Here is a 12,195-nt window from a genome sequence, read left to right on the forward strand (position 1 = left end):
CGCGAAGACCATGCCGCTCTGCGGCGGGCTGTTACCCCCGAAATGGTCTCCTATCTGTCGGAAGAGCTGGCTGACAATGCCCAGAAAGGTCTCAGGAACGAGGGGACGGACATTAGTTTGCTGCAGGCCGACGTCGCTGAAAGCTGGCGTGAGGCTGACCGCGACTACGCCACGGCCGCATTGCGCTACGAGTCTCGTGACGTGACGCGCGAACGGGCCACCGGCAAAATTGTCGAGGGCGACGAGGACCATCTGACAGAGACGACCGAGCTGTGGACATTCGTGCGTGAGAATGGCTCGAACTGGAAGCTCTCCGCAATACAACAGGCTTGAGCTCCGGGCGGATTTGCCCGAGGCTCGATGCGAGTTGTGGGTGTTCAGCGCACGATCTTGACGCACATCGGCGTGCCGATCTCGATGGCGCGTCCGGTGTCGGTCAGTATGCCGGTCTCGGCGTCGCGAGCGAAGATCGAGATGCGGTCGGCGTTCTGGTTGGCGGAAAACAGATGGCCGCCTGACGGCGTCAGGGCCAGATTGCGCGGCGTCGCGCCACCACAAGAGATATAGCCGACGAGGCTCAGCGATCCTGTCTGCTGGTCGACCGCCATGATGACGACGCTGTCATGGCCACGGTTGGAGCCGTAGACAAAACGGCCATCCGGGGAAATCTGTATGTCGGCGCAATGGTTGCTGTCGCGCGCCTCGGCCGGCACCGCCGGCTTCGCGTCGATGAGCGTGAGCTTACCCGAGGCTTCGTCCAGCGCCATCGCCACGATGGTCGAATCCAGCTCGTTCATAACGAAGACGAAACGTCCGTTTGGATGCAGTGCGAGGTGGCGTGGACCGGCGCCGGATGGCAAAGCGGATTCGGTTAGCTTGGCCAGATTGCCGGCGTGCCCGATCCGGTAGGACACCAGCCGGTCGATGCCGAGATCGGCGACGATGGCTGTCCCGCCGGCAATGGTTTCGGTAATGCTGTGGGCGTGCGAGCGTTCCTGTCGTGCCGCATTCGGGCCGCTGCCGGAATGCGAGACGCTGGCCAGCGGGGCCGACAAGGCACCACTCTCCTCTAAGCCATAGACCGCCACCGCGCGATCCGGACCGCCCTCGCCCATGCCGTAATTGGCGACCAGCAGTTTTGTCCCGTCGCGGGTGATGGAGTTATGGGCGGTGATGCTGCCCAGCGACGGCTGCTTGTTCAGATAGGTGAGCGCGCCCGAGGCACGATCGAAGCTGTAGGCGGAGACAGTTCCCTCGCGCCAGGTGAAGACTTCCGAATTGGCGTAGACGTGTGAACCGTCCGGCGTCACCGAGAGGAAGGTTGGATTGTCGACGTCATGGGCTTCAGCCAGCTTTCGGGTTTCCAGCGTCGTCTCGTCAAAGCTGTAGACGCTGAGGCCGACGCCCCGAGCGCCCTGAAAATACGGCGCCTCCCGGTTCAGGCTGCCGACAAAGACCAGACAATCCTTGTGCATGATTTTCCTCCCTGCCCGCCTGCGCTTCGGCCCGCGGGAGCAGCCAAAATTTCGCCTGTTCACGCTTGCAACGCAACCCCATATGTGAAAATACTATTTACAAAAGAAGATTGACGGGAGGAGACGTCTTGCATTCAGGCGCCTTGATGCGTGTTCAAATGGTTGCGCGGTCCCTTCGGCAGGACTGGCGGATTCGGTCATGAACGATTTCGCATCCACCGTCGGTGTCGCCTCGACGCATCCCAAGAACATGCCGGCGGATCATGCCGCGCTGCCGGTATGGAACGCCGAAAACTGGTTCTATGAGGATTGGCCGGTCGGGCAGAAGATCCGCTCGTTGCGACGGACCATGGCCGAAGGCGACAGCCATTTGTTCAACACGCTGGTGCTCGACATCCACCCCTATGTGCAGGACCAGATGTTTGCCGAGAGCGAAGGCATTTTCGGCAAGCGGCTGATCGCCGGTGCCTTCGTCTTCTCGGCTGGCCTGGGACTGGTCGCCACCAACTGCGTCAACGCCTTTTCCTATGGCTACGACAAGCTCCGCTTCATAAAACCCGTCTTCATTGGCGACACGATCTATTCGATCCGCTCCAATCTCGACAAGAAGCCCCGCTACCAGGAGATGGGGCTGATCCGCGCCAGCTACGAGGTGTTCAAGGGCGAAGGCGAGCTGGTTCTCTATTGCGAGCATCTGCAGACGGTGAAGTACCGCAACCCGGCCGACTTCGTCGGCAAGACGGAGAAATAACGATGCCGGCAGCAGCCGAATTGCCGCTCGCCGGTCTCGTCGTCGTCGACATGAGCCAGTTCCTGTCCGGGCCTTATTGCTCGCTCAGGCTGCTCGATCTCGGCGCGCGCGTCATCAAGATCGAGCGCCCGGATGGCGGCGACCTGTCGCGCCGGCTCTATCTCAGCGACACCGAGATCGGCGGCGATTCCACCATCTTCCATGCCATCAACCGGGCCAAGGAAAGTCTTGCCATCGACCTCAAGAACGAGGCCGACCTCGAGGCGCTGCGCGGCCTTCTGGCCGAGGCCGACGTGCTGATCCAGAATTTCCGGCCGGGCGTCATCGAACGGCTTGGCCTGGACTACGAGGCGGTCCGCAAGATCAATCCACGCCTGGTCTATGCCTCGATCAGCGGCTATGGTGAGGACGGCCCGTGGGTCAAACGCCCGGGCCAGGATCTCCTGGCGCAGGCGCGTTCCGGCGTGATGTGGTTGAACGGCGACGAGGACCAGGGGCCGGTGCCATTCGGCCTCGCCATCGGCGACATGCTGGCCGGTGCGGCCTGTGCGCAGGGCATTCTGGCCGCACTGGTGCGGCGCGGTATCACCGGTCAGGGCAGCCACATCGAAACCAGCCTGCTGGAAGCGCTTGTCGATTTCCAGTTCGAGGTGCTGACCACGCATCTCAATGACGGCCGCCGGCTGCCCAGGCGCTCCAGTTTCCGCAGTGCGCATGCCTATCTGTCGGCGCCTTACGGTGTCTATCCGGCCAAGGACGGCTATCTCGCCATCGCCATGACGCCGATCCCCAAGCTGGCCGATCTCTTGTCGCTCAGCGAACTCGCACCCTATCGCGACAAGCCGGCATCCTGGTTCACCGCGCGCGACGACATCAAGGCGATCATCGCGCAGCGGATCGCGACCAAGACCATCGATGAGTGGCTTGATATCCTCGAGCCGGCCGACATCTGGTGCGCCAAAGTGCTGACCTGGCCGGAGATGCTGGCGAGCGAAGGGTTCCAGTCCCTCGACATGCTGCAGACTGTGACGCGCGAGGACGATGTCTCGATCCTCACCACCAGTTCGCCGCTCCGGGTCGATGGCATAAGGGCCAAGGTCGATCGGGCGGCGCCCCGCATCGGCGAGCACAGTGCCGCCATCCGCGCGGAGTTCGGCCTGTGAGCGTGCCCATCCTCAAGGGCATGACCTGGAGCCATCCGCGTGGCTACGATCCGATGGTCGCCTGCTCGTCGCTATGGCAGCAGAAGACCGGCGTCGTGATCGAATGGGACAAGCGCTCACTTCAGGACTTCGAATCCTTTCCGGTCGAGGAACTGGCGCGCGCCTATGATCTCATCGTCATCGACCATCCGCATGTCGGCCAGATCACGGCCGAAGGCTGCCTGGAGCCGCTGGATGTCGCCGGACGCGAGGCGGAACGCACGGCCCTTGCCGCGGGCAGCGTCGGCCAGTCCTATCCGAGCTACAACTGGCAAGGACGGCAATGGGCTTTCCCGATCGATGCGGCAACCCAAGTCCAGGCATGGCGGCCGGATGCGATCAGTGCGCCACCGGCGCGCTGGAGCGAGGTGCTCGATCTCGCCCGTCAAGACCGCGTGCTGCTGCCGTTGCGGCCGCCTCACGTGTTGATGGTTTTCTACACGCTTGCCGGCAATCTCGGGCATGCCTGCACGACCGATTCATCCGACGATCTGATCGATGTGGAGATCGGTAGCCAAGTCTTCGAGGCAATGCGCGAGATCACAGCGCTGGTCGATCCCGCGTGTTTCGAGATGGACCCGATTGCCGTCTCCGAACGTATGGCGGAGGCCAGTTCCAGGTTCGTCTGCGCGCCACTGATCTATGGCTATGTGTCCTATGCGACGGATGGCTTTCGGGCGAACCGGCTGGCCTTTGCCGACGTTCCGGTCATCGGTTCCGGCGGCCCGGTCGGTTCGGCGCTTGGCGGCACCGGCATAGCGGTTTCAGCCTTTTCCAAAGCCAGGGATGCCGCGATCGACTTCGCCTATTGGGTCGCGAGCGGCGGTGTTCAGCGCGGCCCCTATGCCGCCGCCGGGGGCCAGCCCGGCCATGCAGCGGCCCGGGAAGATCAAGCCGTCAATGAAGCGACCGGCGACTTCTATCGGGATACGCGCGCGACGCTGGAGGGCGCATGGGTGCGGCCGCGCCATGACGGCTACATGGCGTTCCAGCAGGCGGCTTCCGAACGCATCCTTTCCGGCATGACCTCCCGGCATCAAGCCCGACAGGTCGTTGCCGATCTCAATCGCCTGTTTCGGGAGAGTTCCCCGGCGCAGGTGTCCGGCGCTGCCGGTGGAGGAGCCTGAACCAAACCGAACGGAGGAGAACAAGAATGACAGGAATGATCCGCGGCCTGCTGGCCGCAACGGCGCTTGCCTCGCTTGCAACGACCGCCTTTGCACAGGATGTGCAAGGCGTCATGGGTGGACTGCCGACCGAACTCAAGGCGCAGTATGACGGCGCGCCCCAGAAGGTGCTGCCCTCGGCCTGGGACAATTTCACCGCGCCGCCCAAGCCGTGGAAATGGTGCCACTCGGAATCATACCAGGGCAATCCGTGGCGGGTCACGGTGACCAAGGAGTTGAAGCGTCTTGTCGACGGGCTGATTGCCGACGGAATGGTGTCCAGCTTCGAAGTGTCTGATTCCAACAACGATGCCAGCCAGCAGATCAACCAGATCCGCGCCTTCATCGACAAGAAGTGCTCGATCATCACCTCGATCCCGGGTTCGGCGACGGCGCTTGACGACGCCATCGACGCTGCCGCCAAGGCCGGCATTCCGTTCATCACGGCGGCCGGCTCGGTGACCAGCCCGAACGCGATCAATGTCGATTCCAACTATGCGCGCTGGGGCTATGACATGATGGCGGCGATCGGCAAGGCGCAGCCGGACGGCGCCAGCATCCTTCTGGTCGAAGGCATCGCGGGACACCCGATCGTGGTGCAGGAGCGCCAGGGCGCGGACAAGGCGCTGGCCGAAAATCCGAAGCTGAAGATCTCGCGCAACGTCAACGGCAACTGGACGGCCAACGTCACCAAGACCGTGGTGCTGCAGGCGATCGCCACCAACCCGGCGCCGATCGATGCGGTGTGGACGACAGGCAGCGAGAGCCGTGTCGTTGCCGAAGCCTTCGCGGAAGCCGGCCGGCCGGCGCCATTGATCACCGGCTCGATCACCGGCGATGCGCTGGGCTACTGGAAGGCCAACCCCGACAAGTACCGCTTCGAAGGCCATGCGGTGCTGCCGCACTGGACCGCGCAAACGCTGTTCCGCGTCGGCGAGCGCATGCTCGACGGACAGAAGCCGAAGCTGAACACGCTGCTGATCCCGATCCCGCCTGTCCACACCGCCGATCTCGGTGCCTGGTACAAGGACTGCATGACGACCGATGCCGTGTCGATCTTCCCGATCCCGCCGAAAGATCCGATGCCGGAGGAATGGCTCGACGCCTATTTCTCGAACCCGGCGCCGACCAAGGGCTGGGATTATTCGAAGGTCCCCGACGCCTGCGCAAAATAACGCTGCGCGAACTAGCCTCTCAGCAGGCCGGCTCCTTTCGCGGAGCCGGCCTGCCAGCATCGAATTGTGACATGCTTGAAATCAAAACCATATCCAAACGCTATGGCGAGACGATCGCGCTCGCGGACGCATCGATCGCGTTCCGGGCGGGGACCATCCACACCATTCTGGGCGAGAACGGTTCGGGCAAGAGCACCATGGTCAAGCTGTTGTCCGGCATCGTCCAGCCGGACAGCGGTGTGATCCTGCTGCACGGCAAGCCATTCCCTGGCGCCAATCCATCGGCCTTCCAGGCGCAAGGCTTCGCCACGGTGTTCCAGGAGGTGCTGATCGCGCCGGATCGCAGCGTGACCGACAACATCCTGCTCGGCCTCGACGGACTGGTCCGGCGTGCCGTTCCCCGTCATGAGCGCCGTGACCGGGCGGAAGCTGCGCTGAAGCGCTTCGCGGTCACCGACGTCCCCCTCGACAAGCCAGCCGGCCTGCTGCCGCTTGCCGCGCAGCAATTGGTCGTTCTCGCCCGCGCGATCGTGCGCAACCCAAAGATCCTGATCCTCGACGAGGTCACCGCCGCGCTCGACTTCGCCGACCGCGAATCGGTTTTTTCGTTGATGCGTGCGCTTGCCGGCGAAGGCTGCCTGATCCTGTTCATCACCCACCGCATGGATGAGGTGATGTCGCTTTCGGACCGCATCTCGATCCTGCGGGGCGGCAGCGTCGTGCGCACCGAAGAGCGCGGCGCTTCCACGCCGGCGGAACTTCTCAAGGCGATGGCGCCACGTACCGCTGCGGAATTGGCGCATGGCTGATCGCACTGCTCTCGATTTTGGTGGTCTTGCCGTTCGCGAACTCGTCATCGCGCCCGGCGCCAGCCCGATCACGCAGGCCATCGCTCCGGGTGAGATCGTCGGGCTTGCCGGTCTCGATGGTCATGGCCAGGAGCTGTTTCTCAAGATGCTTGCCGGCCTGGAACAGTCCCATGGCGGCTCGATCGAACTCGGTTCATCAGATGCCTCCCGAAAGATTACCGGGTTTCGCAAGGCTGTCGCCAGCGGCATCGCCTATTTGCCGCGCGACCGACGCGCCAACGGCATTTTCCCGACACAGTCGGTGCTCGACAATTTCGCCGTCTCGACCTTGTCGCGCGACACGCGGCTCGGGCTAATCAGCCCGTCGGCACGCAAGGCGCGCTACGACCTCTATCGCGAAAAACTCTCGATCGCCGCCCCCCGGCCCGATGCGCCGATCACCACTTTGTCGGGCGGCAACCAGCAGAAGGTGCTGCTGGCGCGGGCGCTGGCGCTGGAGCCCGCGATCCTGCTCCTCAACGATCCGACGCGTGGCGTCGACGTGGCGACGCGGCATGTGCTCTACGACGTGTTTCGCGGGCTGGCGGCCGACGGCATGGGGCTTGTCATCCTGTCCAGCGAAATCGAGGAGATTCTTCTCCTGTGCCAGCGCGTGCTGGTGTTCCGTGAGAATGAAGTCGCGGCCGAGATCGCCGGCGACGCGCTGACCACCGACAACGTGATCTCAGCCATGTTCGGACGTGCGGCATGAACCCTGTTGCGCGTCTCTTGTCCCTTGGGCGCAATTTCGGCTTCGCGGTGGTGCTGCTGGTCGTGCTGCTTGCGGTCAATCTTATCCTCAGCCCGGGGCGGTTCCAGCCGGGTTCCTGGGGGGCGCTGGTCGGATTGGCGGCGCCCTTGATCGGCGCGGCCATTGCGTCCACGCCTGTCATCCTCGCCGGGCGTGGCGGAATCGACATCTCGGTCGGGCCATTGATGGGCTTCGTCAACGCTTTGACGATCCAGGTGCTGTTCCTCGGCACCGGCATCTCATCGCCCCTGGTGCTCGTTCCGGCTGCATTGCTCGTCGGCGCGCTGGTGGGTGCTGCGAACGGCTTTCTAGCGACAATCGTGCGCATTCAGCCGATCGTCGCCACGCTCGGCACCTATCTGATCCTCACCGGCGTGACGCTGACGATCCTGCCGGCGCCGATCGGCCCGGCGCCGGCTTGGCTCAAGGCACTGTCCGGTCCGCTCTCGATGCTGCCGCTGGCACTGATGTTCATTGCCTGGTGGCTGGTGCGGCGCACCCCTTACTACGACCAGTTGATGGCGGTGGGCAGCGACGATCGCGCCGCCTACACCGCCGGCGTCGATGTCACGCGCGTGCGCTTCATCGCCTATGTCATGACCGGCATCCTGGGCGGATGCGCCGGGCTGATGCTGACCGCGCTGATCGGCTCCGCCGACCCTAACATCGGGCCGACCTACACGCTGATCGCCATCGCCGCCGTCGCGCTCGGCGGCGTCAGCCTGGCCGGCGGGCGTGGCGGCGTCGCCGGTGCAGCCATTGGCGCCATCGACATCTTCCTGCTGCAAAGCGTGCTGACGACGTTCAACGTCTCGACCTTCGTGCTGCAGATCGCCTACGGCGCGATCCTGGTGCTGGCCGTGATGCTGACAGCGCTGCAGGAACGTCTTGCCATGGGGAGACGCTGACATGGTTTTGCGCCAGAACCTCTTCGCCACAACCAACGCCCGCGTCGTCGGCGCCTTCTGCGTCGCCGCCCTTCTGCACCTTGCCGGCACGCTCCTCATTCCCGGCTATTCGGCGCCGTTTGCGATACGCGCCATGCTGGTGCTCGCTTCGCTGCTTGCCGTCGCCTCGATCGGCCAGACGCTGGTCGTCATCATGGGCGGCATCGATCTGTCGATCCCCTTCGTCATCGGCTTTGCCAATGTCGTGGCGGCGCAGCTTTATGGCGATGGCTGGAATTTTGTCCTGGTCTGCGGCCTCGTCGGCGTGCTGGCGCTCGTCATCGGCGGGCTGAACGGGCTGATCTCGCGCAGTCTCGACATCCAGCCGCTGATCGTCACGCTCGGCATCGGCATGGTCGTGCAAGGGCTGGTGCTGCTGTGGACAGCCGGCTTCCCGTCGGGCTCCGCGCCGCAAGCGGTTTCCAGCTTCGTGTCGATCGGCGGATCGGCCGGACCGCTGCCGGTGCCGTGGCTGGTACCGAGCCTGGTCGTGCTGGCCGCACTCGTCGTGCTGGTGCTGGAGCGAACGCCCTATGGCCGCCGGCTTTACGCGCTGGGCAGCAATCCGGGCGCGGCGCCGCTGGCGCTGATTGACCCGGTTCGCATGTGGGTCATCACCTATGCGGCAAGCGCTTTCTTCGCCGCCGTGGCAGGGGTGCTTCTGCTCGGCTTCACCGGTTCGGCCTATGGCGATGTCGGCCAGCCCTATCTGTTCCAGACCATCGCGGCGGTCGTCGTAGGAGGCGCAGCACTTGTCGGCGGCCGGGGAAGCTATCTCGGCACGATCGCCGGCGTGCTGGTGCTGACCGAGATCAACACGCTGCTGATCGGCCTCGGCTTCCAGCCCGCAGCGGTGCAGGCCGCGCTCGGCTTCGTCATCGTGCTGCTGGTTTCGCTCTATGGCCGCGAACGGCACGTCTCGACAACCATCTGAAAGGGCCAGTCAGTCGAGCCGCCACAGCTTGCGGGCATTCCCGGACAACAGCCTGTCGCGCTCGGCAATGCTGCAGCCCGAGAGCAATGCATGGGTCGCCGCCACCCAGGTCGACAGGCCGCCGCCTAGAGTGCAGACCGGCCAGTCGCTGCCCCAGACGACGCGGTCCCAGCCGAATGAATTGATGGTGTGCTCGACGTACGGCCGCAACGTCTCAACCGTCCAGCTGCCGGCATCGGCATAGGCGACGACACCGGAAATCTTGGCCATGACATTCGGGCGCCGGGCGATGTCGCTCATATGCTCGCGCCATGGATGTTCGCTCTTGCCTTTGATGTCGGGGACGCCGCAATGATCGAGGACGAACTGGACATCGGGTGCCAGATCGGCCAGCGCGATCGCCTTGGGGATCTGGTGCGGCAGCACGACGAGATCGAAGGTCAGACCGGTGCCGCCAAGCCGCTTTATGCTGTCGCGAAACACCGCACCTTCCGAGAGCTCGTCGGGCACGACATGGAGGACGCGGCGAAAGCCCTTTACGAACGGGTTTGCCCGCTGCCGTTCGAGATAGGCCGCGAAATCCCCTTCCTCAGGACGGCAGGACGCGATAACCCCGGCCAGCATGCTGCCGGACTGCCGTGACAGTCCTTCCACACGAGCGGTCTCGGCTTCGATGTCGGCCGCATCGACATCGACCTCCATATGCAGCACACGCCCGACGCCGACACGCTGCGCCTCCATCGCGTAGTCTTCATAAGAGAAATCGCGGTTGAGCGCCGGCACGCCGTCGAGCCAGGGATAGCCCAGGGCCGAGCGATCGATGAGGTGAAGATGGGTATCGATGATCATGGTGAGGCTCCTCCCTCTTGCTTTCAAATCATCTCACAGGGGAATTCTTCATTCAAATAAGAATTCACGCCGATGAGCCGACTGCTGATCCAGCGAGGTGCGACAGCTTTTCACACGTTGCCAGCAACAGTTCGATCGTCCTGGTGATGTCGGGCGCGGAAGGCGCGTTGACCACCGTGATGTAGGGAATCGACAGCGCGGCGATCGCCTTGCCGTCGGAGCTTCGCACCGGGGCCGACAGGTTGAAGACCCCGGCTGTCTGCATCGAGGCCATCATCTCGTAGCCACGGTCGCGGATCTGGTCGAGACGGGTGAAGAACTCGGTCGATTGCGCCGTCTTGTCGGTGCTGCGGACGTGTTCGGAAATCATCATCTGGCGCTCTTCCGGTGAGCGGAAAGCGAGCAGCACATGTCCCGAGCCGGTGTCGAACAGACTGATATGGGAGCCGACCCGTATCGAGATGCCCCAATAATTCGGTGCTTCTTGCTGGCCGATGACGACGGCAGAACCGCGATCAAAAACAACGAGTTGGTTGGCCTGCTGCGATGTCTCGGCAAGTTCACGCATCAGCGGCGTCGCATAGGAGACCAGCCGCCGTACCGGCGCGTGCAACTGTGCCAGACCGAACAGCTTGAGCGTCAGCGAATAGCGGTCGCCGTCGAGGCGCGTGACGTAGCCGCGCCGCACCAGCCGGTCGAGCATGCGATAGAATTCGTTGGGACTGCGGTCGAGTTTCTTGGCGATTTCGGCCTGGGTCAGGCCGCCGTCGACGCCCGCCAGCAGTTCAAGGATATCGAGCCCCTTGTCGAGCGCCGGCGCGCGATAGCGCTCGTCTTCGCTGTCGTCCATGGGCTCATCCTCCAGTGAATTTCACCCTTCATATACGCAGGAACGTGCGCGGCGGAAACAAATTTCGCCTTGACGTGTCTATGAATGTTTTGTTTGTATATGAATGTAACACTTCTTGTCATCAGACGAGTTGCGGTCGCCGCGGAGGCGGCACCAAGGGAGGATACCAATGAACAGACTGCTGTCCGGCGTGTGCGCCGGTGCATTGTTGCTCGCGTCAGGTGCGGGCGCTGCCCTTGCCGGCGACCTGCCCGGCAAGTTCGAAGGCGTGACCGTCGACGTGAAGCTGATCGGCGGCCAGCAATATGAAAAGCTCTACGAGCGCATTCCCGAATGGGAGAAGGCGACCGGCGCCAAGGTCAACATCCTGACCAAGAAGAACGGCTTCGACATCGATAAGGAGCTCAAGTCCGACATCGCCTCGGGTAGCACCAACTGGTGCGTCGGCTGGAACCATTCGTCCTTTGCGCCGCAATATACGGGCCTTTACACCGACCTCAGCAAATTGCTGCCCAAGGAAGAGATCGACGCTTTCGTGCCGTCGACCATCAAGTCGGCAACCATCGACGGCAAGCTGGAGATGCTGCCGCGCGCGCAGTTCGACGTTTCGGCGCTCTACTACCAGAAGAGCCTGTACGAGAACGCCGACAACAAGACCAAGTTCAAGGCGAAATACGGCTATGATCTGGTGCCGCCGGATACCTGGAAGGAAGTCACCGACCAGGCTGAGTTCTTCGCCAACCCGCCCAATTTCTACGGCACGCAGTTCGCCGGCAAGGAAGAGGCGATCAACGGTCGCTTCTACGAGATGGTGATCGCCGAGGGCGGCGAATACCTCGACAAGGACGGCAAGCCGGTCTTCAACTCCGAGGCCGGCATCCGGGCGCTCGACTGGTTCGTTAACCTCTACAAGGCCAAGGCCGTACCGGCCGGCACGACCAACTACCTCTGGGACGATCTCGGCCAGGGCTTTGCCTCCGGCACCGTCGCCATCAATCTGGACTGGCCGGGCTGGGCTGGCTTCTTCAACGATCCGAAGTCATCCAAGGTCGCCGGCAATGTCGGCGTCAAGGTCGCGCCGAAGGGCTCGTCCGGCAAGCGCACCGGCTGGTCCGGCTTCCATGGCTTCTCGGTGACCGAGAACTGCCCCAACAAGGAGGCCGCGGCTTCCCTGGTTTGGTGGCTGACCAACGAGGACAGCCAGAAGCTCGAGGCCGCCGCCGGCCCGCTGCCGACCCGTACCGCAG

At 63.5% G+C, this 12,195-nt stretch carries 13 protein-coding genes; 10 read left to right on the plus strand and 3 right to left on the minus strand.

Features of this window, described 5'->3' with window-relative positions:
* Positions 1–333 (plus strand): TIM44-like domain-containing protein (locus EOD15_RS17215; protein WP_185929012.1); only part of this gene is annotated, 333 nt, incomplete at its 5' end.
* A gap of 44 nt (positions 334–377) precedes the next feature.
* Here the strand turns inward: EOD15_RS17215 and EOD15_RS17220 are convergent.
* The gene (locus tag EOD15_RS17220) at positions 378–1,475 is read right to left on the minus strand and encodes a lactonase family protein (RefSeq protein ID WP_127381973.1); all 1,098 of its coding nucleotides are present in this window, start codon (positions 1,473–1,475) and stop codon (positions 378–380) included.
* Between the two features lie 199 nt (positions 1,476–1,674).
* Here EOD15_RS17220 and EOD15_RS17225 point away from each other — a divergent pair, with 199 nt between their 5' ends.
* The 8 genes from EOD15_RS17225 (at position 1,675) to EOD15_RS17260 (ending at position 9,249) form a co-directional block, all read left to right on the plus strand.
* The gene (locus tag EOD15_RS17225; protein WP_127270127.1) at positions 1,675–2,226 is read left to right on the plus strand and encodes a MaoC family dehydratase; all 552 of its coding nucleotides are present in this window, start codon (positions 1,675–1,677) and stop codon (positions 2,224–2,226) included.
* A 2-nt stretch (positions 2,227–2,228) separates the two neighbouring features.
* Positions 2,229–3,389, plus strand: coding sequence for a CaiB/BaiF CoA-transferase family protein (locus tag EOD15_RS17230; RefSeq protein ID WP_127322270.1), 1,161 nt, complete (start codon positions 2,229–2,231; stop codon positions 3,387–3,389).
* A complete protein-coding gene (locus EOD15_RS17235) occupies positions 3,386–4,555 on the plus strand; it encodes an extracellular solute-binding protein (RefSeq protein ID WP_127408661.1) in 1,170 nt (389 codons plus the stop codon). The genes EOD15_RS17230 and EOD15_RS17235 overlap by 4 nt, the downstream gene beginning before the upstream one ends.
* A gap of 26 nt (positions 4,556–4,581) precedes the next feature.
* Positions 4,582–5,769: an ABC transporter substrate-binding protein gene (locus EOD15_RS17240; RefSeq protein ID WP_127322272.1), complete on the plus strand. Its 1,188-nt coding sequence runs from the start codon at positions 4,582–4,584 to the stop codon at positions 5,767–5,769.
* Between the two features lie 71 nt (positions 5,770–5,840).
* The gene (locus EOD15_RS17245) at positions 5,841–6,578 is read left to right on the plus strand and encodes an ATP-binding cassette domain-containing protein (protein ID WP_127267483.1); all 738 of its coding nucleotides are present in this window, start codon (positions 5,841–5,843) and stop codon (positions 6,576–6,578) included.
* Positions 6,571–7,329 (plus strand): ATP-binding cassette domain-containing protein, encoded by a 759-nt coding sequence (locus EOD15_RS17250; protein ID WP_127323231.1) that lies wholly within the window; start codon positions 6,571–6,573, stop codon positions 7,327–7,329. Before EOD15_RS17245 ends, EOD15_RS17250 begins: the two co-directional genes overlap by 8 nt.
* Positions 7,326–8,276 carry an ABC transporter permease gene (locus EOD15_RS17255; RefSeq protein WP_127408662.1) on the plus strand — a complete coding sequence of 317 codons (951 nt, stop codon included), beginning with the start codon at positions 7,326–7,328 and terminating at the stop codon, positions 8,274–8,276. The genes EOD15_RS17250 and EOD15_RS17255 overlap by 4 nt, the downstream gene beginning before the upstream one ends.
* 1 nt (position 8,277) lies before the next feature.
* Positions 8,278–9,249 carry an ABC transporter permease gene (locus EOD15_RS17260; RefSeq protein ID WP_127408663.1) on the plus strand — a complete coding sequence of 324 codons (972 nt, stop codon included), beginning with the start codon at positions 8,278–8,280 and terminating at the stop codon, positions 9,247–9,249.
* A gap of 9 nt (positions 9,250–9,258) precedes the next feature.
* Here EOD15_RS17260 and EOD15_RS17265 read toward each other — a convergent pair whose 3' ends face one another.
* Together EOD15_RS17265 and EOD15_RS17270 are read right to left on the minus strand one after the other, a co-directional pair.
* A complete protein-coding gene (locus tag EOD15_RS17265) occupies positions 9,259–10,098 on the minus strand; it encodes an amidohydrolase (RefSeq protein WP_127320001.1) in 840 nt (279 codons plus the stop codon).
* Positions 10,099–10,162: 64 nt separating this feature from the next.
* Positions 10,163–10,948 (minus strand): IclR family transcriptional regulator, encoded by a 786-nt coding sequence (locus EOD15_RS17270; RefSeq protein ID WP_127267478.1) that lies wholly within the window; start codon positions 10,946–10,948, stop codon positions 10,163–10,165.
* A gap of 169 nt (positions 10,949–11,117) precedes the next feature.
* Between EOD15_RS17270 and EOD15_RS17275 the strand changes: the two genes are divergently transcribed.
* Positions 11,118–12,195, plus strand: a 1,078-nt coding sequence (locus EOD15_RS17275) for an extracellular solute-binding protein (RefSeq protein WP_127408664.1), incomplete at its 3' end; no start/stop codon positions are given.

Source organism: Mesorhizobium sp. M7A.T.Ca.US.000.02.2.1, assembly GCF_003996995.1.
Classification (GTDB): domain Bacteria; phylum Pseudomonadota; class Alphaproteobacteria; order Rhizobiales; family Rhizobiaceae; genus Mesorhizobium.